The organism is Desulfohalobium retbaense DSM 5692 (assembly GCF_000024325.1).
Classification (GTDB): Bacteria; Desulfobacterota; Desulfovibrionia; order Desulfovibrionales; family Desulfohalobiaceae; genus Desulfohalobium; species Desulfohalobium retbaense.
In genome coordinates, this window is sequence record NC_013223.1 from 255946 (window position 1) to 280580 (window position 24635).

At 61.5% G+C, this 24635-nt stretch carries 21 protein-coding genes; 3 read left to right on the forward strand and 18 right to left on the reverse strand.

Going from position 1 to position 24635, the window contains the following annotated elements; translation table 11 throughout:
- Positions 1–175 precede the first annotated feature (175 nt).
- The 14 genes from DRET_RS01010 to DRET_RS01075 form a co-directional block, all read right to left on the reverse strand.
- Positions 176–484 (reverse strand): Hpt domain-containing protein, encoded by a 309-nt coding sequence (locus DRET_RS01010; RefSeq protein ID WP_015750664.1) that lies wholly within the window; start codon positions 482–484, stop codon positions 176–178.
- Between the two features lie 31 nt (positions 485–515).
- Positions 516–1742, reverse strand: coding sequence for a histidine phosphatase family protein (locus DRET_RS01015; protein ID WP_015750665.1), 1227 nt, complete (start codon positions 1740–1742; stop codon positions 516–518).
- Complete coding sequence (locus DRET_RS01020) at positions 1735–5004, reverse strand: efflux RND transporter permease subunit (protein ID WP_015750666.1); 3270 nt, start codon at positions 5002–5004, stop codon at positions 1735–1737. Before DRET_RS01020 ends, DRET_RS01015 begins: the two co-directional genes overlap by 8 nt.
- Positions 4994–6154, reverse strand: a complete 1161-nt coding sequence (locus tag DRET_RS01025; protein ID WP_015750667.1) for an efflux RND transporter periplasmic adaptor subunit — start codon at positions 6152–6154, stop codon at positions 4994–4996. The genes DRET_RS01020 and DRET_RS01025 overlap by 11 nt, the downstream gene beginning before the upstream one ends.
- Before the next feature lie 16 nt (positions 6155–6170).
- The gene (locus DRET_RS01030) at positions 6171–7568 is read right to left on the reverse strand and encodes a TolC family protein (protein WP_167317777.1); all 1398 of its coding nucleotides are present in this window, start codon (positions 7566–7568) and stop codon (positions 6171–6173) included.
- Between the two features lie 499 nt (positions 7569–8067).
- Positions 8068–8874 carry an AmmeMemoRadiSam system protein B gene (gene amrB, locus DRET_RS01035; RefSeq protein WP_015750669.1) on the reverse strand — a complete coding sequence of 269 codons (807 nt, stop codon included), beginning with the start codon at positions 8872–8874 and terminating at the stop codon, positions 8068–8070.
- A 236-nt stretch (positions 8875–9110) separates the two neighbouring features.
- Entirely contained in the window at positions 9111–9905 is a 795-nt protein-coding gene (gene folE2 / locus DRET_RS01040) for a GTP cyclohydrolase FolE2 (RefSeq protein WP_015750670.1), read from the reverse strand.
- The gene (gene nikR / locus DRET_RS01045; RefSeq protein WP_015750671.1) at positions 9905–10327 is read right to left on the reverse strand and encodes a nickel-responsive transcriptional regulator NikR; all 423 of its coding nucleotides are present in this window, start codon (positions 10325–10327) and stop codon (positions 9905–9907) included. Before nikR ends, folE2 begins: the two co-directional genes overlap by 1 nt.
- A 132-nt stretch (positions 10328–10459) precedes the next feature.
- Positions 10460–11104, reverse strand: coding sequence for a class I SAM-dependent methyltransferase (locus DRET_RS01050; RefSeq protein ID WP_015750672.1), 645 nt, complete (start codon positions 11102–11104; stop codon positions 10460–10462).
- Complete coding sequence (locus DRET_RS01055; protein WP_015750673.1) at positions 11104–12594, reverse strand: ABC transporter ATP-binding protein; 1491 nt, start codon at positions 12592–12594, stop codon at positions 11104–11106. Before DRET_RS01055 ends, DRET_RS01050 begins: the two co-directional genes overlap by 1 nt.
- Positions 12591–13082 (reverse strand): xanthine phosphoribosyltransferase, encoded by a 492-nt coding sequence (gene gpt, locus DRET_RS01060; RefSeq protein ID WP_015750674.1) that lies wholly within the window; start codon positions 13080–13082, stop codon positions 12591–12593. The genes DRET_RS01055 and gpt overlap by 4 nt, the downstream gene beginning before the upstream one ends.
- Before the next feature lie 31 nt (positions 13083–13113).
- Entirely contained in the window at positions 13114–14034 is a 921-nt protein-coding gene (locus tag DRET_RS01065; protein ID WP_015750675.1) for an ABC transporter permease, read from the reverse strand.
- 92 nt (positions 14035–14126) lie between these two features.
- The gene (locus DRET_RS01070) at positions 14127–15194 is read right to left on the reverse strand and encodes an ABC transporter permease (RefSeq protein ID WP_015750676.1); all 1068 of its coding nucleotides are present in this window, start codon (positions 15192–15194) and stop codon (positions 14127–14129) included.
- A 102-nt stretch (positions 15195–15296) separates the two neighbouring features.
- Entirely contained in the window at positions 15297–16361 is a 1065-nt protein-coding gene (locus DRET_RS01075; protein WP_015750677.1) for a BMP family ABC transporter substrate-binding protein, read from the reverse strand.
- Positions 16362–16525: 164 nt separating this feature from the next.
- Here DRET_RS01075 and tsaA point away from each other — a divergent pair, with 164 nt between their 5' ends.
- Positions 16526–17497 carry a tRNA (N6-threonylcarbamoyladenosine(37)-N6)-methyltransferase TrmO gene (gene tsaA / locus DRET_RS13785; RefSeq protein WP_015750678.1) on the forward strand — a complete coding sequence of 324 codons (972 nt, stop codon included), beginning with the start codon at positions 16526–16528 and terminating at the stop codon, positions 17495–17497.
- A gap of 76 nt (positions 17498–17573) precedes the next feature.
- Here the strand turns inward: tsaA and folD are convergent, their stop codons facing one another.
- Genes folD through purD form a run of 4 tightly spaced genes read right to left on the reverse strand, consistent with a single transcriptional unit; the run spans position 17574 to position 21374 of the window.
- Positions 17574–18422, reverse strand: a complete 849-nt coding sequence (gene folD, locus DRET_RS01085) for a bifunctional methylenetetrahydrofolate dehydrogenase/methenyltetrahydrofolate cyclohydrolase FolD (RefSeq protein WP_015750679.1) — start codon at positions 18420–18422, stop codon at positions 17574–17576.
- A gap of 4 nt (positions 18423–18426) precedes the next feature.
- On the reverse strand, positions 18427–19590 hold the full coding sequence (locus DRET_RS12815) for a hypothetical protein (RefSeq protein ID WP_015750680.1): 1164 nt from the start codon (positions 19588–19590) through the stop codon (positions 18427–18429).
- Positions 19591–20094, reverse strand: a complete 504-nt coding sequence (purE, locus tag DRET_RS01095; protein ID WP_015750681.1) for a 5-(carboxyamino)imidazole ribonucleotide mutase — start codon at positions 20092–20094, stop codon at positions 19591–19593.
- On the reverse strand, positions 20091–21374 hold the full coding sequence (purD, locus tag DRET_RS01100; protein WP_015750682.1) for a phosphoribosylamine--glycine ligase: 1284 nt from the start codon (positions 21372–21374) through the stop codon (positions 20091–20093). The genes purE and purD overlap by 4 nt, the downstream gene beginning before the upstream one ends.
- Positions 21375–21612: 238 nt before the next feature.
- Between purD and DRET_RS01105 the strand changes: the two genes are divergently transcribed.
- Together DRET_RS01105 and DRET_RS01110 are read left to right on the forward strand one after the other, a co-directional pair.
- Entirely contained in the window at positions 21613–23286 is a 1674-nt protein-coding gene (locus tag DRET_RS01105) for a hydantoinase/oxoprolinase family protein (protein ID WP_015750683.1), read from the forward strand.
- Entirely contained in the window at positions 23280–24620 is a 1341-nt protein-coding gene (locus DRET_RS01110; protein ID WP_015750684.1) for a histone deacetylase family protein, read from the forward strand. The genes DRET_RS01105 and DRET_RS01110 overlap by 7 nt, the downstream gene beginning before the upstream one ends.
- The last annotated feature ends 15 nt before the right edge of the window (positions 24621–24635 follow it).

A 24635-nucleotide genomic window follows, 5' to 3' on the forward strand; every position in this document is an offset into this window, starting at 1 on the left:
AGGCCGGATCCCGTGCGATCGGTATGTCCCCCGATCTGCCCCAACTCGTGCGGAAACGAGCGCGCTGTTTGATCCCGTAGTCTTGCCATTCAGCACAATGCGCGAAAAGGATTGTCCCTGTATTGTCGGCGCCGGTCAAGGCGCCTGGTTCACAGAAGACGCGGCAGAGGGGGCTTTACTCCCTGGGCAGGACCTGAACACTGTCCAGATAGGTCTGGAGGCGGGCAAGCTGGAACGCAGCCTGCTCCTGGTCCCCTGTGGAGGCGGCCCCCTCCAGATTTTTGGCGATTCCGGCCAGACCCTGGAGCCCGAATCCGGCGGCAGCGCCCTTACTGCCATGGGCGAGGCGGCGTAGGGTCGTCCACTCCCGGTGATTCAGGGCCTCGTTCATGGCCTGGAATTCTTGGCGGGCATTGCTCCAGAAACGGGGCATAAGAGGCACCAGAGCCGGGTCGATGTGTTCCTGGACGGGGCTTTCGGACATGGTCTGCTCCTTTTCTGTCTCCGGGCAAAGGCTAGCTCAGCAGGGGGCGCAGGCGGATGCGACGTTCGTTTTGGGCACAGGAAATATGGAAATACCGGTCCTGGGGGATGTAGAGATAAGGCACATCTGCAGGGCGGCGGTAGAGAAAATAGCTCAGAATCAAGCGGTTGACCGCCCGGTGGCCGATAATCAAGATATGCCGGCTGCCGCCGGAAAGATACAGCGCTTTGCGTACCCCGCGCTCAATGCGGGCGCGCATGTTCCGGTACCCCTCTCCGCCGGGGTAGACGAAGTTGTATTTGTCTTCCACCCGCCCCCGGTGCACGTCAGGTCGCCGCCGCTTGACCTCCTCATAGTCCATTTCTTCACATATCCCGCAATCGATCTCATCGAAGAGCTCCATACTGTACAGCGGTGGTGCTGTTTGCTGTGCCTCCAGTACATAGGCGGCGGTCTGCCGGGTGCGACGCCTGGTGCTGGTGAAGACCATGGACAGTGGTGTGTCCCTGAAAGTGGCCGCAAGGCGTTTTGCCTGTTGGTGGCCCGCCTGGGCCAGTGGGGAATCCCCGCCGACGCGGTTTTCGAGATTGAAGACCGATGTACCGTGGCGAGCGACATAGAGATTGGGCACGAAGTCCGTGACCAGCAGGTCCCGCAATTGTTCGAAATACGGGATGCGGTCCAGGATCTGGATGGCGTGGATGGTGTTCAGAAACGAATCCTGGCGGATGAAATTCCGTTCCTCTCCCAGGGGGCAAAAAAGGCGCCGGTAGTATTCAATCCGTTTTTTAAACGAAGCCGTGGCCTGCCTGGTCTCGAGATGAGCGAACTCGGAGAGCCGAGCTTTTTGAAGGATGTTTTCCTCCAGGATTTCCTCATCTTCGTTGAAGCATTCCAGGAATAGCAGCGGGATGTCGTGCATTTGGCGTTCGACGAATTCCCGCCGTTTGCGGCTGACGTTGGTGGCGTCCAGGATCGCGACCTGGCCGCCATCGCGCAGGAACTCACGGGCCCGCTGGATGTTCAAGGCGGCGATTTTTTCTCTCACTCCGGCCGCCTCGGTGTTTGCGGGGTGGTAGAAATCCGGGGCGGTGGTGTCGTTGCGGTCAAGGGCGCGGCGCATTTCGCCGTTATTGAAAATGGCGGCCCGGACCCCGTCTGCAGCGAGCCCATCCTGGATTTTCTGGGCCAACGTGGACTTCCCTCGGGCCGGCAGTCCGACCATGGCGATGCACAGCGCTTGGTGGGCTTCACTCATGGCCACTCTCCTGGGAATAACGGGATGTATACAGGGCGTAATAGGTCACCGGGACAATAAGCAGCGTAAAGACGGTGGAGGCCACAAGTCCGAAAATCAGGGCCCAGGCCAGGCCGGAAAAGATAGGGTCCCGGGTGATCGGCCAGGCGCCCAGGGCCGTGGTCATGGCGGTCAAGACAATTGGCCGCAGCCGGATGGCCCCGCTCTGGAGGATGGCTTCCCGGAAGTCGTGCCCTTGCTGCAGGGATTCGTGGACGAATTCGATCAGGACCACGGCGTTGCGAATGACGATTCCCCCCAGGGTGATCATGCCGATCATGGCTGTGGCGGTGAAAAAAACCGGGTTGGCATACCCGTTCACCGGTGAAGCAGTGAAGATGTTCAGCAGCCAGAACCCGGGCATGATGCCCAGCAGGGTCAGAGGCACTGCCAGCAGGATAAGCAGCGGCAAGGCAAAGGAGCCGGTCTGAATGCTCAACAGGATGTAGATCCCGGCCAGGGCGGCGATATTCGCCAGGCCAAGGTCCCGAAAAACGCGCAGTGTGATTTTCCATTCTCCCTCACCTGCCCATTCGGCCTGGAGATCCGCAGAGAGCGGATTGTGCTCCAGCCGCGACTGCATATCCAAAATGGCGGTGGCCGGCGAACGTCCCGCGGTTTCGGCCTGGGCGTAGACGACACGCTTCAGATTTTTGTGATAGATCGGCTGGTCTTCGGCCACCTGTTCGAAATGGCCGAGTTCCCCCAAAGGCACAAGGGCACCGCCCTTGCCGCGCAGGCGCAGGTCGAGAAGGGCGGTCTGTTCGGAGCGGTGGGCTCGTGGCAAGATGGGGCGAATCAGCAAAGGGGCGCGTTCTCGCGGGGCATGGAGTGTCGCCGGTGTGGTTCCGCTCATGGCCAGGCGCAGGGTCTGGGTGATGCGAGAGGTGGGGATGGCGTGCAAGGCGGCTTTTTCCTTGTCCACGACAAAATTCCGCCGTGGTCTCGCAGCGCTGGCACTGGTGTCGATGTCCACCACTCCCGGCTCCTTGCGCATGATTGAGGTCATGTTTGCAGCGCCCTGGAGCATCTTTGCGTAGGGGGTGCCGGGACTGCCATAGATTTCGGCGACCACTGTAGCCAATACCGGAGGACCGGGGGGGATTTCCACGATTTTCAGGTCCACGCCGTGGCGGCGGGCCAGTTTCGTCAAATCGTTTCGCAGCCGCAGGGTGATGCCGTGGCTCTGCATCTCCCTGTCCGGTTTGTCCACGAGATTGACCCGGATGTCGGCCTGGTGTGGTGCTTGGCGTAAATAATAGTGGCGGACCATGCCGTTGAAATCGATGGGGGAGGCGTCACCGACTGTGGCGACCACAGAGGTGACTTCGGGGACCTGGCGCAAATAGTCTTCGAAGGCAAGGACCGCCTTGTTCGTGGCCTCGAGCGGCGTCCCCTCGGGCATGTCGAAAACCAGCTGGAATTCGTTTTTATTGTCAAAGGGGAGCATCTTCAATGGTACCAGGCGCAAAAGGGGCAGACTCACTGCCGCGGCAAGGCCGAGGCCGATCGCACCAGTCAAGAGCCACCGTTTGAGACGTGAATCCAGAAACGGAGAACAGATTTTCCGATACAGGCTGTGGATCCAGGCCGGGGTCCCACTGCTCGGACTCGACTGCTGCCCTGCCCCGGATTCGTCCGGGGTCAACCGCTCGCGGCGCAACAGGGTCAAGGCGAGCCAGGGGACAATGGTTAGAGCGCAGACAGTGGAAAAGATGACCGTCAATGGGACATTGGCGGCCATGGGGGCCATGTATGGGCCCATCATCCCGGTGATGAAAAACATTGGAGTAAACGAGACGATAATAGCCAGGGTGGAAATCAATACCGGTGGCAATACCTCCTGCACGGCGGCCAGGGTTGCTGAGCGGGGAGGCAGTTTCCCCATGCGGATGTGGCGCTGGATGTTGTCCACATTGGTTATTGGGTCGTCGACGACCAAGCCCAGGGAGAGGATCAGGGCAAACAGGGTGACCCGATTGATGGTGTAACCCAGGAGATAATTGACGAACAAGGCCAGAGCAAAGCTGATGGGCACGGCCAGGGCCACGATGAGTGCTTCGCGACGCCCCAGGGTGAAAGCCAGCAAGACCACGACGGTCAGAACGGCGAAGCCCAGGGAACTGAGGAGGTTGTTGACCTTGGTCTGGGCTGTTTGGCCGTAATTGCGGGTGACTTCGACATGCACCCCGTCGGGAATGACTGAATCCTTGAGTTCCTCCAGCCTGTCCAGGACGTTCCGGGCCACCCACACGGCGTTGGTCCCTTTTTTCTTGCCCACGGCGAGGGTGACGGCCGGAAAACTCCCGTTCGAGCCTTGCGGGTGTGCGCCAGTATTAACCTGGCGCTGCCGGTACAGTCGGGAAAAACTGATGCGGCTATAGACAGACGCTTCTTGGGGACCGTCCATTATCCGGGCGACATCCCTGAGCAGGACAGGTTTGTCCTCATGCACGCCCACCACGAGACGTTCAACCTCGCGGGTGCTGGTCAAAAAATTGTTGGCGCTGAGGATGTAGCGCCGGTTGGCCTGGTTGAAGCTCCCGGCGTGTACGGAGTGGTCGGCTGCAGCCAGGGCCTGGTGGATCTGATTGGCAGTAACATTGTATCCGGCCAGACGGTCCGGCGCGAGTTCGACACGGATTTCCCGCGGCCGACCGCCCACAATCTCGGTCCGGGAAATGTTTTCCACTTCGCTCAAATGGTGGAGTGTTTCCTGCCCTATGCGGTAGAGTTCGTGGTCATCGTAGGTCTCGGAATACAGGGTCAGGTTCAAAATGGGCACATCGTCGATGGAAATCGGTTTGATGACCCAGTTTTTGACCAGCGCCGGCGCCCGTTCCAGATTCCGGCCGACCTTGTTCTGCAGCCGGACCATGGCCCGTTCGTGGTCCTGGCCGACGTGGAAGCGGACGGTGACCACAGCGCTGTCCTTGCGCGAAATGGAGTAGACATATTCCACGCCCTCGATTTGCCAGAGCAGATTTTCCAGGGGGGTGGCGACCTGGTTTTCCACTTCAGCCGCGCTGGCTCCCGGGGCCTGGACAACGATGTCGGCCAGAGGGACCACGATTTGCGGCTCCTCTTCCTTGGGGGTCAGCAAAATGGCCGTCAGTCCTACCCCGAGGGCGAGAATGATCAGCAGAATCGGGAGTTGAGGGTTGAGGAAGGTGTTGACGATACTCGGGATGACGCCGCGAACGGACCGCCCCTCATGTGCCATGGCCGCCTCCTGCGAGGGCGATCTCGTCACCGGGAGCGACTCCGGAGAGGATCTCGATCATCTCATCGCGGTGGACGCCTGTGGTGACCAGGATGTCCTGCCACCCCTGTTGCTGTCTGACCCGGACTATATCCAACTGGCCCATTGGGCGCACGGCGCCCTCGGGCACGAAGACCGCCTGCCGGGTTCCGGAGGCCACTTCGAGGCGCCCGAACATCCCAGGCTGGAGGCCGGAGTAGTCGGGCAGGGCAACTTTGACGGTGAAGGTGCGGGTCCGCGGGTCAGCCGAAGGGATGATTTCTTCTATGGTTCCTGAGAGTGCAGCGGGCAGGGCGGGAATATGGACAGTGGCGTTGTGCCCCTGGCGCACATGGGCCAAACGGCTCTCCGGAACGCGGGCCTCAAGCCGCAGGGTGCGGTCCGTATGCAAGACCAGCAATGGGGTGCCTGGCCGGGCCTGGTCGCCCGGGTCTGCCAACCGTTTGGCGACTTGGCCGTCGGCCGGAGCAGTGAGTCGGGCGTAGCCGCGCTTGATACGTGCGGCCCGCAGTTTTTGGCGTGCAACTTCCACTCCTGCTGCGGCTTGGCCGATCCGCTTGCGGGCCGTGGTCAGGCGGGACCGGGCGCGGTGGAAAGCGGCTCGGGCCTGCTCCAATTCCTGTTTTGTGGCGGCTTCGGCCTTGAAATAGGTTTTGATCCGTCGCCATTGGGCCTGTGTGGCGTTGAACTCCGCCTGGGCCGCCGGAAGATTCTCTCGGGCCTGATCGAGTTGGGACTGGCGCTTGACCAGGTGCTGCCGGGCCTGTTCTACCGCCGTGTCCAACCGGTTGTGCTCCAGCTGTATCAGGGTCTCGCCTGTGCTGACCCGATCGCCGGCAGTGACGGCAATAGAGGTGATCTGGGCCGCGACCTGGGCTTCAACCCGCATCGTGGTGCGGGGGGCCACGGTTCCCGGGGCTGTGGTGGTCTGGCTGATGGTTTTCAGATGGGCGGTCGCCGTCCGGGATGGCGTTGGCCCTTGCGTTGGTTGCGGCCGGGAGACGGAGTCGGGGCTGATGCCGCCGGACTCGAAAAAGCCGCCGGTATACAGCACCAGTCCGGCCAGAATCGCGATACCAAGCGCTGTGGACAGGAGGTTTCTCAGGTTCATGGGGCGGTTCTCCACATCAGGGGGCGCTCTGAGCGGTCGATGGTGCAAATGAGCCGAAGCGGCGGTGCCACGCGCCGATATCCCGGGCTATGGCGGCTTGAATCCGAAGGAGATCGAACCGGCTGGCTGTCTCGGCTTCTTGGGCGGCGTAGCGGGCGAGTTCGGCGGATAAAAATCGGGTCAATGTGGCAGAGCCGCCCTGATAGCGAATTCGGACCAGGCGCAGAGCTTCACTGGCCTGTTCTACCCGGTGGCGACTCGCCTGCAACCGGTCCCTGGCCGCTTCGCGTTCGGCCAGATCCTGTTTGAGATTTTGCAGGATGCGTTGCCGGGTCTGCCGGTTTCGGGCCCGGACCTCGGCCATGCGGCCTCTGGCTTGTTCGACTTTGGCCTGCCGGCTCAGGCCTGAAAAAAGCTGCCAGTCCAGCACAAGACCCAGAGTCCAGTTCTCCCGCTCGCGGGAATAGGCCATATGCGGATCGTCGTGATAATATTTTCCCTGGGCGAGGAGACGCGGCAGGTACGCGGCCCAGGCCAGGTCCAGTCCAAGACGGGCCTGTTCGGTCTGTTCTCGGGCTCGGGTCAAGGCGGGATGGTGGTTGAGGGCATAGGTCCTGGCCTTGTGGTAGGTGGCGGGGAGTTGGACCGGGAGTCGGGGTGATCCGGTGATGTCCGGGCATTGGTCCGGTGGCAGGTCCAATAAAACCGCCAGAGCGGCCCGAGCGGACGAGGCCCTGGCACGGGCCCGGGTGTGGGCCGATTTGGCCTGGGAGAGGCGGCTCTGCAAGGAAAGGACATCGGCTTTCAGGGTGCCACCGGCTTCGAAGCGGATTTTGGCCATCCGGACCTCCTCCCGCAGGAGTGTGACGCGGTGCTTGGAGGTGGCCACGGTCTCCTCAGCTGCCAGGATGGTGCAGAAGGTCTCGGTGACGGCGGTGCAGAGATCGTTGATCACTTCGGCCCGAGTGTGGGTCAGAGCGGCTCGGCGGTGTTTGGCTATTTGCAACCGCAACGTGTCGCGTCGTCCGTTGAACACCTGGAGGTTGGCCTTGATGCCGGTTTCAAAATTTTGAAATCGCCCGGGGCGGTTGAAGTCAACATTCCGCTGGTCGAGGCGGCGCTGGTCGATACTTTTAAAAAGGGAAGCCGACGGAGATTCTCCCTGAAGGTGTTCGGTATACAGGCTTACTTGGGGCCAGAAAGCGGCCTGTCGCTCGGCGATAACGGCCTCGGCCCGTGCCAAACGCGCAGCAACGATTCTGCGCTGGGGGTTGTCGGCTATGGCCCGCTGCAAGGCCGCGTCCAGGGAGAGAGGGGAGGCGAGGGAAGGTGTCGTGGCGTTCGGGGCCGGTGCGGGGGGGACAGCGAACTGCTGCACGCGCTGCGGTGGCGAGGCGGCCGTTTCCGGCGGCATGGCAGCCGGCCTCGTGCATGCCTGCAGGAGGATGGCACAGCCCAGCACAGCTGCGATCAGGGGGAGAAAGTGTTTCCCCACAATGGCTTTCGGGGGCGTGGAACTGTGTTCCAAACAGGTTCCAGGATCGAGCCCCGGGGAAAAAAAGCGAGGCCTGGGCAGCGGATGTGACATCGGTAACGACTCGGCAAAAAATGGCGGGAAGAAGCCAGCCGGGCCGTTATGACCCGGGAGGAGCTTCCCGCATGGTTTGGAGAAAAAGCCTCGGCTTGGATCCTTGAACCGCTGTGGCAATCCTGCCCACAGGCTGGAAACTGCGTCTGGGCCCATGTCCAGCGCAGATACCGATACTTCAGGCAAGGCCCGGGGCAAAGGCGGTGGTGGATGCGTGTTTCGGGCCTGTTCCATTTGAGCGGGTGCGACAGCCGCTTTTACGAGCCCGGGCAGTTAGTGCAGGACGCCTGCTGGCCTTGGTCTTCCGAGGCGGTATCCTGGAGTGTCAGCTGAGGAGCACTCCAGCGTAGCCGACCACCTGCGATCTGTCCCCGGTGGCGTCTGCGGAGGTTGCGTAGTCCACAAGTTTGGCTGACACAGCCCCCATTCGTTTCACCAATTGCAGTCCGAGGGTCATGGGCAGCACCCCACACATAGAGATCCTGTTGTTGCGTACCGTATTGTAAAGCCCTTCGGGGTCCAGGTCCAGGATCCTTTGCAGGGCCATATCGTCCAGATGTTTGGCTTCCTGCTCGGATATGAAGTGACTCATGTCCGAGGAGACAACAATACCGACCTGCTGTTGCTGTCTTCCAAGAACCGTATGGAGGTGCTCGGCGGTTTCCAAAAGCGTCGGGAGATGGTGTTCGGCTACGGCGAGAGGGACGATACGGGTGCGGGGATTCAATGCCCACAGAAAAGGCAAGATGACCTCCAGGGAATGTTCCCGCAAGTGGGCGGCTTCGTCGCTTGCGATATGCGGGCAACCATGGACGATTGCTCCAGCCAGCTTTTCTTCAATGGCGAGGGAGGCACCGGGGATATCCCAGGCTCCCCGGGACCATAAGGCCAACGCTTTGCCAAGACCGGTGTGGTTGGGGCCAAGCAGCAAAAGGGTCTCTGGCAGGGAGGCCGCCCCCAAGGTTTTCCCGGCGACAGGCCCGGAAAAGGGATAGCCAGCATGGGGGACCATGGCCATGAGACTGGGCGATTGTGGAGCAGTGGCCTGGGCGAGGTAGGTGCGCACCTGTTGCTCCCAGGCGGTCTTGGTTCCTGGATAAAATTGGCCGGCGACTATCGGTGATCTGCGCATAAGGCCTCCTTGGGAGTGGCTGCGTGTTGTGCTGTGTACCGTCCTGCACAGGTTTGCCGGAGGACGGGCATCACGAAGGAGACAGCATTGGTCGCACTGCAGAGCTGTTGGCTCTATGAAATTGGCACAAGCAGCGATTGGTGACAAGGCGGGTGAGGGCGGAGGCCGGGGAGGCAGCAAAGGGCGCACAAAGGTATTCGCACGCTCCATAGGGCACCTGCCCGCCGGGAAGAGAGTTATTGACCCGCGCCAGTCTGGGAGCCGGGGGCTTCAATACAGGCGTAGGCGCTGTGGTTGTGGATGGATTCGAAGCTTTCCACTTCCACGCGGAACCAGCTTATGAGCTCGTGGGACTGGAGTTGGTGCGCGGCGTTACGGACGACGTCCTCGACAAAGGTCGGAGTGGCGAAGGCTTTTTCGGTCACGAATTTCTCGTCTTCGCGCTTGAGCAGGGAGTGGACCTGGCACGAGGCCGCGTGCTGGCCGATGTGGATGAGATCCTCCAGCCAGAGCATGCCGGCAAAGCGGCAGTTCATGGTCACCATGGCCCGCTGGCTGTGGGCCCCCTCGTCGGCGATGGCCAGGGAACAGGGACAGACGGTCATCACCGGAACCTGGACCTGGAGGAACATCCGCAGTTGGTCTGCATCGTCGAGTTCGCCATGCAGCGTGCATTGGTAGTCCATGAGCGATGCGCTGGCGCTGACCGGGGCGTTTTGGTGCAGGAAATAGGGAAAGCTGAAGCTCAAATGGGCTCGGTGTGCCTGCAGTCGTTGCCGGACCTCACGCAGGAGGTTTTTGAAGTTCGGATAGTCAAGAATCCCGGAGAAGTCCTGCAAGACCTCCACAAAACGGCTCATATGCGTGCCCTTGAAATGGGCCGGGAGGTCGACAAACATATCGACCCGGGACACGGTATGTTGGTGGCCGCGTTCCCGATCCTGGACAAGCAGAGGAAAACGTAAATCTTTGACCCCGACACGGTCTATGGCCAGCGGGATGCCGGCCGGAGTATTCTGGACATCCTGCACTAGACGAGATCCTTTCCGGTGGTCGAGAGGGTGAGTTTGCCGTGTTTGACGCCCCTGGTGGAAATGATGCGCTGGGCCGTATCACGGATCAGGGTGTTGGGCCCTCGCAGAATCAGGACTTCCATGCAGTTGTGGGCGTCGATATGCAAGTGCAGGGAGGTGACGATGATGTCCAGGGCTTCGTGCTGGATTTCAGTCATCCGTTGGGCGAGATCGCTGTGGTGGTGGTCGTAGACCAGCGTCAGGGTCCCGACGCTTTCACCGGTCTCCTCTTCACGCCACTCCTGCTGGACCAGGCTGTTGCGAATGAGGTCCCGAATGGCTTCGGAGCGGTTTTGATAGCTCTGCTTGGCGCACAGTTCGTCGAATTTGTTGAGCAGGGTCGGATCGAGGGTGATGGCGACCCGGACAGCTTTGTTCATATCCGCCCTCCCGGAAGGGGTCTTCGCAACTGCCGTACAATCGGTATGCACCATTACGGCTTGCAGTGGAACTGGTTCAAATCATGCTATCGGCTTGTCGGAGTCATGGCAATGCGTCAAGACTGGGAGACCTCAACGCCGGCGCATCTCCCAGAGATTGACCCGCATGGTCATGTCCTGAAAGCTCGTTTTTTCGCAATTGAGAAGCCGGGTCTTCCAGCCGCGGGAGCGGAAAAAGGCCCATGCCGGGGCAGAGACGTCGCGTATGGGCTCGGTGATCCAGATGCGTCCGCCCGGGGCGAGCAGGGCGGCGAAAAGACCGGCCAGCGGTTCAGTAAAACGACGTTCGTAGAGGATATCCGCGCCGCAGATAAACGGGAATTGCCCTGGTGCAAAGGCCGGACGGCGCCAGTCCATGACCGCCCAGGCGATGCCCTCCAGTCCATTAGCCTGTTCGTTGATCCGGGCGTAGCGCAGGGCGTCCGGCTCGTAATCCACCCCCACTGCCTTGGCTCCGGCGGCGCGCGCCGCACAGGTGCTCAGACCCAGCCCACAGCCCAAATCAAGGCAGGCCCGGCCGGCAAGCCGGTCGCTGTTGTCCCCAAGCCACGTCGCCAGACGGAGTCCGGCCGGCCAGACCTCCACCCAGTACGGCAACCGTTCATCGGCATCAAAATGGCGGTCGGTCATTTCCTGCCAATAGGATTCGAGATCGCCGGGGCGGTGCAGAATCCATTCCCGGCCGCCTTCGCGGATGTGCAACTCAGACGACGGCATCAGGAGGTTGGCATTCCGGCCATTAAGGGGCCGATATTGTCCAGTTTGGTTTTGTCCGTGGCCGGGAAAATATCCATGAACCGGCCTTGGAAGATGACTGCGATGCGGTCGGCCAGATTGAACGCCTCGTTCAGGTCGCCGGTGACCAGGAGGATCCCGGCCCGCTCCCGGGCCTGGAGCAGGTGGTGCCAGACCTCTTCTGTGGCCGAGATGTCCAGCCCCTGGGAAGGCTGTTCGGCAATGATCAGTCGCGGTCGGCGGTAGAATTCCCGAGCCAGAACCATTTTCTGGAGATTGCCGCCGGAAAGTTGCCGGGCCCGGTTGTTGACGTCGGGAGGATGGACATTGAAGGCCCCGGTCAATTCTCTGGCCGTCCGTTCGGCTTTCCCCCTGTCGAGGATCGAACCGCGACAGAAGCCTTGCCGGGTGGTGAGCAGAAAATTATCGACAAGATCGAGTTCCGGGCAGGTGGCCAGACCGAGTCGGTCCTCAGGGATGTAGCTCAAGGCCCCTTGCCATTCCAGGCGGCTGTAAAATTCGCTCCAGGGCAGCCCGAGGATGTTCACCTGTCCGCATTCGGGGGAGCGCAGGCCGCAGATGGTTTCGACCAGGGGGCGTTGCCCGTTGCCCGCCACGCCAACCACGGCCAGGATCTCGCCACGGCACAGGGAGAACGAGACCTCACGGACCGGTCCGGCATCCAACTGGTCGACCTCGAGGACCGGACGCCCCGGCGCCACATGGGCCTTGTCCAGGGAGAGGACCACCTCCCGGCCGACCATCCGCCGGGCCAGGTCGGCCTTGGAATGGACGGTGGCGGCTGGCAGTTCATCGACAATGGCTCCCCGGCGCAGGATGGCGATTTCGTCAGCGACGTCCATGACCTCGGCCAATTTATGGCTGATGAAGACAATGGCCTTGCCCTGGCTGGCAATGGTCCGCATGGCTCTGAAAAGTTGGTTGACCTCCCGGGGGGTCAGGACCGTGGTCGGTTCGTCCAGGATGAGCACATCATTGTCGCGAAACAGGAGTTTGAGGATCTCCACGCGCTGCTTTTCGCCCATGGACAGCGTGTGGACCTTGGCCGCCGGATCGACGTCCAGGCCGTATTGGTCGGCGAGGGAGCGGACCTGGGTTTCCATCTGTTTGGGGTGGAGCCAAAAGCCGTTTTTATGGCCCAGAAAGACATTTTCGGCCACAGTCATGGCCTCGACGAGCATGAAATGCTGGTAGACCATGCCGATACCGGAATCGAGGGCCTCGGCAGTGGTCGTGAAGCGGCGCTGAACACCGCGGATCCGGATTGTGCCCGCGTCTGGGCTGAAACGGCCGGCCAGGATGGACATGAGGGTGGACTTGCCGGCGCCGTTTTCCCCCAAAAGGGTCTTGATGGTCCCGGAGCGGATATCCAGAGTGATGTCCTTGTTGGCCTGAACCGAACCAAAGGATTTGCTGATCTGGTGCAGACTGACAAGCGGGTGATCGGTCATGGGTGCTGTCCTGTCCGGTCCACAATGGGACGGCAGAATTGGTGTTCGCTGTCCCAGGGAAAAAGGATCCAGGTGTCCTGGCTGACTTCGGTGATAAAGGTGTCCACGTTGGGCCGCCCCGCCGGTTTGGCGTACACGGTGGCGAAATGGGCCTCGGGGAGCATTTCCCGGACCATCCGGGCCGTATTGCCGGTATCGACCAGGTCGTCGATCAAAAGCCACCCGGAACTGTCCAGGTGCAGTTCTTTGAGGATGCGGCTTTGTCCCTGGGCCTGGAAATCATAGCTCGAGATGCAGATCGTCTCGATTAGGCGGATTTCCAGTTCGCGAGCGATGATGGCCGCTGGCACCAGGCCGCCCCTGGCTATGGCGATAATCCCTTTCCAGGGGCCCGAGCCCACAAGACGCCAGGCCAGGGCCCGGGCATCGCGGTGGAGTTGCTCCCAGGTCACGGGGAACATTTTCGTGTAGCGTTCGGAATCGTGCATAACCGGTCCACTCGGATGGGGTGTACGGAATCTATTCTTCGGGTTCGATATTCACCCCCAGCCATCCAGGGGCGTCAGTGAAACGGCCTCGCCAGGAGGTCAATGCCAGAACGAGGATGGTCAGGGCGTAGGGCAGCATCAGCAGAAGTGAAGACGGCAGATTGGTGCCCATGGCCTGGAGGCGGAGTTGGAAGGCCATGACGCCACCGAAGAGGTAGGCGCCGACAATCGCCCGTCCGGGCCGCCAGAACGCGAAAATGACCAGGGCCACAGCAATCCAGCCCCGTCCGGCGGTCAAGCCGTTGGTCCAGAGATGGGTATAGGCCAGTGAGAGGTACGCTCCGCCCAGACCGACCAGAAAACCGCCGCCCATGATCCCGGCCGCCCGGTAGCACAAAACAGGCAGTCCGGCCGCGGCAGCGGCCCGGGGATATTCGCCTACACTGCGCAGACCGAGTCCCCAGCGGGTCCGTCCCAGAAAAAGCCACATGGCCACAGGCAGCAGCAAGGAGAGGTATACCAGGATGTCTTGCTGGAAAAAGATAGGGCCCAGGACGGGGAGGTCGGCCAGGACAGGAAGTTCAAGGGTCCCGAAGCCGGGGGCCTTGCGCCCGATAAACGGGGTGCCCCAGAAATCGGCCAGCCCAGTGCCGAGAATGGTCAGGGCGAGTCCTGAAACGACCTGGTTGCCCTGGAAGACGAGACAGACCAGGGCGTGCAGGCCGCTGAGCAAGGCTGCGGCTGTGCCTCCGGCCAGCAGGCCGATCCACGGCGAGCCGGTGGACAGGCTGGCCCAGAACGCGGCCAGGGCGCCCAAGAGCATCATGCCTTCCACGCCGAGGTTCAACACCCCGGCCCGTTCGGTCAGGATTTCCCCCAGCGTCGCGTAGAGGATGGGGGTGCCGGACTGGACCGTGGCCGCCAACAAGGGCAAAAGAATCGATTCGTTCATGGTATGTACTCGGCTCCCCTTGGCCCGTCCTTCACACTCGTATTTGTCCGGTCAGCGAGTCCCACAATCTGCTGCTCGGGTCCAGACGGTGGTTAGCGGTTCCGGGTCAACCGTTCGAACCGGTAGTGTTTGAAGAATTGACCGGAAAGGACGCTCAACAAAATCAGACCTTCCATGATAGACCCGAAGGCGGCCGGAACCTGGAGATCAAGCTGTAAGGTCTCCACACCGACCCGCACACCGGCCAGAAGAAAAGAGGCGATGCCGATGCGCAACGGACTCAATTTGGCCAGCCAGGCCACGACAATGGCGGTGTAGCCGTATCCGGCCATAACACTCGGCTGGAGCCGGCCGAGGGTGGCCGAGGTTTCCACGAAGCCGGCCCATCCGGCGAGGGCGCCGCTGATAACCATGACCAGGACCACCAGTTTCCCGTAAGGCATTCTGGCGTACCGCGCCGCCCGCACGCTTTCGCCGCTGACTTTGAGTTCAAACCCGGTACGGCTGAAACGCAGGAAAAGGGTCATGACCACTCCGATGACCACACAAAGGACGAGCCCCCAATGCAGCCGCGAGGTGCCAAAGGAGGGGATGATCGCGGCGGGGTCGAATTCCGGGGTCATGGGAAAACCGAAGCTGCGGCTGTCCTTCCAGGCTCCGTAGACCAGGTATTCCAAAAGGCGGATGCCGATGTAGTTGAGCATTAATGAGACGATGATCTCATTCGCCCGCATCCGTAGCTTGAGGATCGCGGGAATAAAGCCCCAGAATCCTCCAGCCACCGTGGCGCAGACCAGCATGAGCGGGAGCAGCAACAGCCCGGGGAGATGGGAAAAATGCAAAGCCGCCCAGGTCGCCCCGATGGCGCCCAGGGCGTATTGCCCCTCGGCCCCGATATTCCAGATCTGGAGACGGAAGGCGATCCCCACTCCCAAGGAGCAGAGGTAGATGGGTACCGCTTTGACCAGGGCGTCTTCCAGGGCCCAGGATGTCCCGAATCCTCCCTGGAAAAACAGGCGCATGCCTTCCAGCGGCGGCTTGCCCTGCAAGGCGAGCAGGATGCCGCTGGCGACCAGGGAAAACAGGACGGCCCCGAGGAAAATGGCCCACGATTGCCAGGTCAGGGGAGTGGTGCGCTTTCGAATTCTGTACAGCAGCATACCTGGTTCCGGTGCGTCAGCAACGTAAAAGAACAACGGCCACCGCCGTGGTGAGCAGTGGCCGGAGTTGTCATATCCCGTTGTTTTTACGGGGGACTCAATCTATTCGGTCGTCCCGATGACCCCTTGGACAAACCAGGTCATCCCCAGCATTTCCTCATCGGTCATGGAGTCGCCCTCGGGCACTTTGACGGTACCGTCCTGGTCCTTAAGCGGACCGGCGAAAACAGTCAGCTCATCGTTCTGGATCGCTGCCTTGGCCTCTTCCACCTCGGCCTGCACAGATTCGGGAACCATGGGGCCGTAGGGGGCCAGACCGATGATGCCTTCGTTCAAACCAGCCCAGATATCCTGGCTTTCCCACGTGTCCTGCACAACCTGCTCGGCAATTTCTGGATAGAGATTGTCCCAGTTCCAGACAGCGGAGGTCAGATGCGCTTCGGGAGCGAATTGGGCCATGTTGGAATTGTAGCCCACGGAATACGCCCCTTTTTCAGCGGCCGCTTCCTGTGGAGCAGGGGAATCCACGTGCTGGGCGATGACATCGGCGCCGACATCGAGCAGACTCAGCGCGGCTTCTTTTTCCGTGGCCGGATCGTACCAGCTTTTGGTCCAGACGACGCGGACCTTGACGTCGGGATTGACGGCCTGGGCCCCAAGCGTGAAGGCATTGATGCCCCGGATCAGTTCCGGAATGGGGTAGGCGGCCACGTAGCCGAGAACATTACTGTCGGTCATTTCGCCGGCGACCATCCCTGTGAGGTAGCGGGCCTGGTACATGCGCCCGAAGTAGGTGCCGACATTCTCAGCGCGCTTGAATCCGGAGCAGTGCATGTAGGTTATCTCTGGAAAGCGTTTGGCGACCTTGATCACCGAGTCCATGTAGCCGTAGCTGGTGGCGAAAATGAGATCGAAATCTTTCCGGCTCATATTCAGCAGGACCCGTTCGGCGTCCGGTCCTTCCGGAACGGCTTCCACATAGGAGGTGGTCACTCCGTCCATTTGTTCCACAGCCTGGCGTCCGAGGTCGTGGGCGTAGGAATAGCCAGCGTCCCCCACGGGGGAAACATAGATAAAACCGACCTTGAGATCCTCAGCCGACGCGGCGCCGGGCAGACAGAGCAAAAAGGCGGCCATCAGGGCGCAAAGAATGCTGATTTGTCGCATGGGTCCTCTCCTCTTGGCACTTGGGTACGAAAAGCACACTTTCTACCCCAGGCCGTGCCTATTGGCAAGAGTGGGGCTCCCGTGCCGGTTGCGATCATTGCAGGGCGGCAGTATGCAGGCGCAACACAGTCTGGTTTGCCAGGCAGGACACAAAAGGAGTGATCATGGCCGCGTATTCTTTGGAACCGGTCGCCGTCGTCCGTACGGTATACCCGTCCCGGGAGGCATGTCCCCGTCAAGCCGGAAGTGATGCCGAGCCGGCCCGGATCGAAGTGGCATCGGAATTTCAGCCAGCCCTGGATGGTGTTCGCCCCGGGCAGCACCTGCTGGTGTTGACCTGGCTGGAGCAGGGCGACAGGGCCTGCCTGCGGTGTCACCCCCGGGGGGATGTCAACCGTCCCCAGCGCGGGGTTTTTACCACCCGTTCACCGGACCGCCCCAACCCCATCGGGCTCCACGAAGTACGCGTTTTGGGCTGGGAGAACGGGGTGCTGACCGTTTCCGGCATGGAGGTGGTCGACGGGACCGCCGTTGTGGACATCAAGTCCGTCCCGGGCGCAGCTGCCGATAGTGCGGTGGGGATCTTGAAACAGGCCGGGCACCGGTGTTGGCAGCGAGGGCTGAGCAACGGGTTGAGCGGCAATCTGAGTCTGCGTTGCGAAAACGGGATGTATATCACCCGGTCCGGATGCGGAAAAGGACACTTGTCGACCAGGGATATTGTCGGGCTTGACGAGCAGGGGGACAGTTTTTGGGGACAGGGGCGTCCTTCCTCGGAATGGCGGGTCCACCACGCCATCTATCGTGCGCAACCGCGTGCCAGGGCCATAGTCCACGTCCACCCGCCGTGCGTGTTGGCTTTGTCCTTGGGCGAAGACATCCGGCGAGCTTTTGCGGCGCTGCCCTTATATGAGAGTCAGGTGGTGCTGGATCAGCTCGCCGTTGTGCCCGCCTTCGATCCCGGGAGCACGGCGCTGGCCACAGCAGCCGGAGAGGCCGCCCAAGGGGCGGGGGCGATCTTTTTGACCCGCCACGGCGTCGTCTGCTGGTCAGAGGAGATGGATCAGGCCCTGGCTTTGGCGGAGGAGGTGGAGACCCTGGCCCGGATCAGGCTCGAGGCGGGGCGCAGGTCCTGAGGCATGCCGCGTCCCTGACCAGCATGCCAGGGCCAGGGACGCGGGAGGGAAAGCGAAGAGGTCTGGGCAGGGGGCGTCAGCGCTGAACCCGGGCGGTGTAAGACTCCAACGTGTTGAGCAGCAATTGGGCGATGGTCATCGGTCCGACCCCGCCGGGCACTGGGGTGATGGCTGCGACTTTGTCCTGGAGTCCGTCAAAGTCGGCGTCGCCTTTGAGTCCATCATCGGTGCGATTGATCCCAACATCCACGACAACCGCTCCTTCCTTGACCATTTCCGGAGTCAAAAAGCCTGTTCTGCCGATAGCCACGCAAACGATGTCTCCCTGGCGGGTGATGGCAGGCAGGTCCCGTGTGCGGGAGTGGCAGACGGTGACCGTGCCGTGGCGGGCCAACAGGAGTTGGGCCAGGGGCTTGCCGACGATATTGCTGCGGCCGACGATCACGCAATGTTTTCCGGCAGGATCAATGCCGTAATGGTCGAGCAAGGTCAGGATGCCTGCGGGGGTGCACGGTTTGGGGCCGGGGAGATTGAGCAGCAGCCGGCCCATATTGACCGGGTGGAACCCGTCGACATCTTTGGCGGGGTCGATGAGATCGAGGCAGCGCTGGCTGTCCAGCCCGGTCGGCAGGGGGAGTTGGAGCAGAATGCCGTCAATATCCTCTCTGGCATTGAGGTCCTGGATGTGTCCCTCCAATTCCGCCTGGGGCGTGTCGGCGGGCAGCCTGAAGGTCTGGGAAGCGATGCCCGCGTCTGCGCAGGCCCGTTCTTTATTGCGAACGTAGACCTGGGAGGGGGCGTCTTCTCCAACCAGGATGACGGCCAGTCCTGGGGGCCGTCCGTGGGCCTCGACCAATCCGGCAATTTCAGTTTTCAATCGGGCGCGAATCGTGGCTGCGGTCTCTTTGCCGTTGAGCAGTAGCATGCGTCTATCCTTTTGGGTTTTGCAAAACTGGAGCGAAGATCTGCCGGCAGATCTCATCAGCGGGGGCGGAGGACAGGCCGAGCCGCCACTTCATGAATTCCAGCCCCACGGCGCAGACAAGCGAGTTGTGGCTCATGGACCGGGCGTACTTTACGTCGCAGGCCATGGTGAGTTCCTCACAATCCGTGGGAAATGGTGCCTCCGGGCGGCTTTGGGCCAAGGCGGCCCGCCATTGTGCCAATTGCTGCCGCGGTTGGCGTTCAAGCCAGCGCCCCACCTGAGCTAAATGGTCCGGAGCAGGGAACTGTGGCGATTCCAGGACCCGGGTCAACCCTGCGGCGAACCGTTCCAATCCGGCCTGGATATGCTTCGGTTTGACCATATTCATGCCCATCCAGCCCGCATTCAACCATTTCATGGTCGTCACCCGTGTTTGCCTGGAGTCGGGAACCTGGCTGTAGAGGGTGATTGAAACCCCGTCAAAGATATGGCTGTCCACCCATCCCAGCCCTATCTTGTTCACCCCTTTTTCTCCGGAATAATAATAGGTCCACAAGGTGTCGTCTCCAATGACCCGGCCTTTGTGGCCAACTTCGGAAATATCCTGCTGGGCGGCCACGGAGATGAGCACTGGTTGACCCTGCGCCGCGTTGGAAAGCACAAGCAGCCGATGCTGTTGGTAGGTGTAATAGGATCCCGTAAACAGATCCGGCGTATTGGTCTCCTGCTCCACGCCCCGGATGATCCGGGTCGCGTTTGGTCGGGAGAGCGCCGGCGCCAAAGGGGGCACCTCTGTGGCGTTCTCTCCCGCCACTTCGAGCCATTTGGTGCAGCGCACCGAGGAGGGGATGATCATGTTTGAGGGGATATCCGGGTGGTAGAGGGTCTCCAAAATGGTCTGCAGGTCGACGTCGACATCAAAGGCGTGAAAGGCCCCGGGCATCCCCTGAAATTGGACCGGATCACCGCTGCAGGCCGCGTCGCGCCGGGAGGCCAAGCTGGTCAACACGTCGCGCTGGGCCGGCGTGGGGTCCTGTGTGCCCTCAGCGGCCTGAACAAACGCTTCCACCGCCGCCATGACGGGTTCGGAGGGGCATTGGCGTTGAGCAAGGGCTGGAGTGCACAGCAAGAGCAGCACGAGGGCCTGAAAAAGGACGCCGCCCTTCATCTAGGACCGACCCGCGCGACTTTCCAGTTCTTGCCCGGCTTTGGCCACGTCCGCGGCCATGGTTTCCCGCGCCTCTAAGATGCGGCGGGCCAGGTCCGGGTCGTTGAGGGCAAGGATCTGGGCAGCCTGCCATGCGGCATTTTTGGCACCCGCCTTGTCCAGGGCCAGAGTGCCCACAGGATAGCCAGGAGGCATCTGCACGGTGGACAACAGGGCATCCCAGCCGTTCAAGGCCGAGGCGTTGATGGGCACGCCGAGCACGGGGCGGATGGTCCGTGCCGCAACGGCCCCGGCCAGGTGAGCGGCCATTCCGGCGGCGCAGATAAAGACCTGGCAGCCGGCCTGTTCGAGTTCCTGGATCATGTTTTCCGTGCGTTCCGGGGTCCGGTGGGCGGAACTGACCGTAAACCGGTAGGTGATCCCCATGTCTTCAAGGACCTTGGTGCAAGGTTCTAAGACGTCCTTATCGGAAATACTGCCGATGAGAATGGCTACTTGTGTCATTTGAGTCCAAGCCTCCGTAAGCCTTTGTCGCCGATATCCCGGCGCAGGTATTTGTTGTCGAAATGGATACAGTCGGCCGCCTTGTAGGCCTGCTGTTGCGCTTGGGCAAGGTCGTCGCCCAGGGCGGTCACTCCGAGGACGCGTCCGCCACTGGCCAGGACCTCGCCATCCTGCAGGCGTGTGCCGGCATGAAAGACATGAACGTTTTCAAGTGCTTCGGCCTCCTTCAGCCCGGTGATGGGCATGTCTTTGGGGTACGGGCCAGGGTAGCCGGCGGCAGCCAGGACCACGCAGAGGCTGGTCTTTTCAGACCAGGTGATCTCGAGTTCCTTGAGTCGGCCCTGGGCACAGGCGAGCATGATCTCAGCCAAGTCACTTTCCAGGCGGACCATGAGGGGCTGACACTCCGGATCGCCGAAGCGAACATTGTATTCGAGCACCTTGGGGCCGTCCTTGGTCAGCATCAAACCAGCGTAGAGGACGCCACGAAAGGGGCGCCCCATTTCATGGAGGTGCTGGATGATGGGGGTGATGGCCAGGTCGCTCATTTCCTGGGCCCGGGAGGCCGGCAGAAGCGGGGCCGGGGAATAGGCGCCCATACCGCCGGTGTTGGCCCCGGTATCGCCTTCACCGATGGCCTTATGGTCCTGGCACGACGGCAGGGGGCGCACGGTCAGGCCGTCGCAAAAGGCCATGAAAGAGGCCTCTTCCCCTTCCAGGGCTTCTTCGATGACCACTCTGTTGCCAGCGGTTCCGAAGACGCGTTCTTCCATCATTTCCTGCAGGGTCTGCTTGGCCTCCTCGGCTGTATGGGCCAGGACAACTCCTTTGCCTGCGGCTAATCCGTCCGCCTTGATGACCACAGGGAATTCCTGTTGCCGGACGTAATCCCAGGCGGTATCGAAATCGTCGAAGACTTCAAAATCAGCTGTGGGCACTTCCGCTTCGCGCATCAAGGACTTGGCAAAAGCCTTGCTCCCTTCCAACTGGGCGGCGTAGCTGCCTGGGCCGAAGCACGGGATGCCGGTTCGTTCCATGGCGTTGCGCAGCCCCAGGACCAGCGGGGATTCGGGGCCGATAACCACCAGGTCCACGGCCTTGTCTTTGGCGGTCTGGACCAGGGCCGGCAGATCGTCGGCGCCAACGGGAATATTCTCTCCCAGGGCGGCGGTGCCGCCGTTGCCCGGGGCGGTGAAAAGAGCGGATACCGAAGGACTTTGGGTCAGTTTCCAGGCCAGGGCGTGTTCACGCCCTCCTGAGCCGATGAGCAGGATACGCAAGGGGGGCCTCCATGTCTGTGCGCCTTGGTGGTTGCGGCGGAGAGTGCGCAAGGCAGATTCCAAAGGGGGTGTATTTGACCTGCAGCGAAATCTGCGGCATTGCTCATGCGGGGAACTCCGCGGTGTTTACGGCGTTGCGAGCCGCCTTATATACCGAAGAGAACAGGCGATGGCAATCCGTCCCCGCCTTCCGGGCACCGGGGAGACAAATGAAGCAAAGCCAGGGAGATAGTTCTCTATGCTGCTTGGAATAGATGTCGGCGGAACCCACACGGATGTGGTGGTCATTGCTCCTTCCGGGGTTGTGGGGGCGGCAAAGGTCAATACCGACCCTGAAAACCTCCTGGCATCCGTGCGGCAGGCCCTGGAGGAGGTGCGCTCTGTTTTGGGGGGGCAGGTGCCGACCCGCTTTGCCCTGAGCACGACGCTTTGCACAAACGCTCTGGTGCAGGGAACGACAGAAGCTGTGGGGATGGTCCTTTTCGGCGGGCCGGGTATAGATCCTTCCCTGCATGCGCCCACGCCGCATTGCACCGTTGTTCCCGGGGTGGTCGACCACCGGGGAAGTGTCCTGGAGGAGTTCGAGGCCGAGAGCCTGGAGCAGGTTGTCGAGCAATTTGCCGCCCAGGGACTTTCGGCGTTTGCCTGTGTGGGGAAGTTCTCCCCCCGCAATCCGGAATTTGAACAGCAGGCAGCCCACCATCTGGCGTCCCTGGGCGGATGGGTGACGCAAGGCCACCACCTTTCCGGGGAACTGAATTTCCCCCGGCGGATCAATACCGCCTACTTCAACAGCGCCGTCTGGACTACCTTTAATGGGTTTGCCGATGCAGTGGCCGCGATTCTGGACGAGTATGGTTTCAACTGTCCGGTAAATCTGCTCAAAGCCGATGCCGGGACCCTGCCGCTCCAACAGGCGCGGCGTGTGCCGGTGGAAACCATTTTTTCCGGGCCGGCGGCCAGTGTCATGGGCATCTCCGCCCTGTGCCCGGTCCAAGACGAGGCTGTCCTGCTCGATATTGGCGGGACGACAACGGATGTCGCCCTCTTTGCCGGCGGCGTTCCGGTTATCGAACGCCACGGGATCTCCCTGGAAGGACGGCCCACTCTGGTTAAGGGGCTCAAGACCCGCTCCGTGGGCATCGGGGGGGACTCGGCTATTGAGGTGCACAACGGTTCCATCACCGTGGGACCGCAACGATTCGGTCCCTGCTTGGCCCAAGGAGGGCCCAGGGCTACCTTGGTCGACGCGCTCAATGTCACCAGGCGCATCGCCTATGGTGATACGGCGGCCTCCTTCCGCGGGTTGGAGACGGTCGCGCACCACCTAGAGTGTTCCCCGGCCCGGGCGGCTGAAAGCGTTGTGGAGGCGGCTTGTGCGGGGATCCGCGACGCCGTGCAGGACCTTCTCGCGGAGGTCAATCAGCGTCCTGTGTACACGGTCCACGAAGTTTTATGGGGCAAGGGCCTTCATCCGCAGCATTTGTTGTTGATGGGGGGGCCGGCTGCCGCTTTGGCCCCCTGTCTTGAAAAGGCTCTGGATATGCAGGCCAGTGTCCCGGAGCATGCCGCGGTGGCCAATGCCATTGGCGCCGCCCTGGCCCGTCCCACTGTCTGTATTGAATTGTTCGCCGATACCCAGCAGCGGGTCATGCGCATCCCGGCCCTGGGCGTTGAACGGTCCATCGGGGCCGGATACGATTTGGAGGCGGCCAAGCAGGACGCCCTGGTGGCGCTCCAGGAGACGCTGGAGGACAGCACGTTGGAATCCGGGGCGGCGGAAATTCTCGAGTCCTCAAGCATGAACATGGTCCGGGGTATGAGCATGGTTGGACGGGATATCCGGGTCCGCTGTCAGGTCCGCCCCGGCATTGCCTCCGGCTATGAAACCACGGTGAGGTCCGTATGCTGAAAGTCGCCAACAGTCTCGGCGTTGTTTTTTTCCCGGCTTTTGACTGGGCTATCTCCCCAACGCACCCCGAGCGGCAGGAGCGGCTCCTGTACACCATGGATCAACTGCAGGAGGAGGGGGTCTTCGATATCCCGGGGATCGCCGAATATAAGCCGGATATTGCCAGTCTGGAGGACGTGGAGCGGGTCCACTTCGCGTTTCCGCGCACCGAGGACGTCCTCACCGACTCCCATCTTATTTCGGCCGGGGGCGCCATCCGCGCCGGTCAGATGGTCCTGGACAAGGAGCGTGACAAGTCGTTCGCCCTGGTGCGCCCGCCGGGGCACCACGCCATGAAGTCCGTGCACGGCGGCCGCGGCTTTTGCAATGTGAATATGGAAGCGATCATGATCGAGCGGTTGCGCCGGCAGTACGGGGTGAACCGGGTGGCGGTGGTGGATACCGATTGCCATCACGGCGATGGCACCCAGGACATCTATTGGCACGATCCGGAGACGCTGTTCATCTCCCTGCACCAGGACGGACGGACCATTTTTCCGGGCTCCGGCTTCCCCGGCGAGATCGGCGGGCCCAAAGCGGCCGGGCGGAACCTCAATGTGCCGCTGCCGCCCGGGACAAGCGATGCGGGATTTTTGTTGCTGATGGACGAATTGGTCTTGCCAGTGCTGCGGGACTTTCAGCCGGAGCTGATTGTCCATTCCGCCGGGCAGGACAACCATTTTTCCGATCCCATTACCTCCATGAATCTTTCGGCCCAGGGCTACGCCCGCCTGAGCCAGAAATTGCAGGCCGATATCGCCGTGCTCGAGGGGGGCTACGCCATCGAAGGCGCCCTGCCGTACGTCAATACCGGGATCATTCTCTCCATGGCCGGTCTGGACTTTTCCCATGTCCGCGAACCAGCCCTGCGGCCCGAGAGCGTAGCGCAGGACGCGAAGATCACCGAGTATCTCAAGCAATTGGCCCCGGCGGTGCGGGATCTCTATTTCCATCCTCCGGAGAAGCTGATCGACCGGGAGAAGGAGGGGGATTTCTTCGTGCGCGACAAGGAAATTTTTTACGATACCGACGGGCTCATGGAGCAGCAGCGGGAGTTTGTCCTGGATTGTCCGCATTGCCCCGGGCTGTATAAGGTCCAGACCTCCTCGACCAAGACCCCCTTTTGTCTGGGGATCGAACTGGGGAGGCAGTGCTGCGACAGTTGCGCCAGACGCGCGGAGGAGGAATTCGCCCGGGCCCAGAAAAGCCTTCGGTATGCGGTTATTCAATATATTGACCGCATTCAGGATTTCTCGCAACGGGTCGTGGGCGACGCTATGGACAAGGAGATGTAGGTGACAGGCGGAGAC

Coding starts and splice junctions, on each gene's coding strand:
- DRET_RS01010 (WP_015750664.1), bottom strand. CDS start 484: ATGTCCGAAAGCCCCGTCCAGGAACACATCGACCCGGCTCTGGTGCCT.
- DRET_RS01015 (WP_015750665.1), bottom strand. CDS start 1,742: ATGAGTGAAGCCCACCAAGCGCTGTGCATCGCCATGGTCGGACTGCCG.
- DRET_RS01020 (WP_015750666.1), bottom strand. CDS start 5,004: ATGGCACATGAGGGGCGGTCCGTTCGCGGCGTCATCCCGAGTATCGTC.
- DRET_RS01025 (WP_015750667.1), bottom strand. CDS start 6,154: ATGAACCTGAGAAACCTCCTGTCCACAGCGCTTGGTATCGCGATTCTG.
- DRET_RS01030 (WP_167317777.1), bottom strand. CDS start 7,568: ATGCCGCCGGAAACGGCCGCCTCGCCACCGCAGCGCGTGCAGCAGTTC.
- amrB (WP_015750669.1), bottom strand. CDS start 8,874: ATGCGCAGATCACCGATAGTCGCCGGCCAATTTTATCCAGGAACCAAG.
- nikR (WP_015750671.1), bottom strand. CDS start 10,327: ATGAACAAAGCTGTCCGGGTCGCCATCACCCTCGATCCGACCCTGCTC.
- DRET_RS01050 (WP_015750672.1), bottom strand. CDS start 11,104: ATGCCGTCGTCTGAGTTGCACATCCGCGAAGGCGGCCGGGAATGGATT.
- DRET_RS01055 (WP_015750673.1), bottom strand. CDS start 12,594: ATGACCGATCACCCGCTTGTCAGTCTGCACCAGATCAGCAAATCCTTT.
- gpt (WP_015750674.1), bottom strand. CDS start 13,082: ATGCACGATTCCGAACGCTACACGAAAATGTTCCCCGTGACCTGGGAG.
- DRET_RS01065 (WP_015750675.1), bottom strand. CDS start 14,034: ATGAACGAATCGATTCTTTTGCCCTTGTTGGCGGCCACGGTCCAGTCC.
- DRET_RS01070 (WP_015750676.1), bottom strand. CDS start 15,194: ATGCTGCTGTACAGAATTCGAAAGCGCACCACTCCCCTGACCTGGCAA.
- DRET_RS01075 (WP_015750677.1), bottom strand. CDS start 16,361: ATGCGACAAATCAGCATTCTTTGCGCCCTGATGGCCGCCTTTTTGCTC.
- tsaA (WP_015750678.1), top strand. CDS start 16,526: ATGGCCGCGTATTCTTTGGAACCGGTCGCCGTCGTCCGTACGGTATAC.
- folD (WP_015750679.1), bottom strand. CDS start 18,422: ATGCTACTGCTCAACGGCAAAGAGACCGCAGCCACGATTCGCGCCCGA.
- DRET_RS12815 (WP_015750680.1), bottom strand. CDS start 19,590: ATGAAGGGCGGCGTCCTTTTTCAGGCCCTCGTGCTGCTCTTGCTGTGC.
- purE (WP_015750681.1), bottom strand. CDS start 20,094: ATGACACAAGTAGCCATTCTCATCGGCAGTATTTCCGATAAGGACGTC.
- DRET_RS01105 (WP_015750683.1), top strand. CDS start 21,613: ATGCTGCTTGGAATAGATGTCGGCGGAACCCACACGGATGTGGTGGTC.
- DRET_RS01110 (WP_015750684.1), top strand. CDS start 23,280: ATGCTGAAAGTCGCCAACAGTCTCGGCGTTGTTTTTTTCCCGGCTTTT.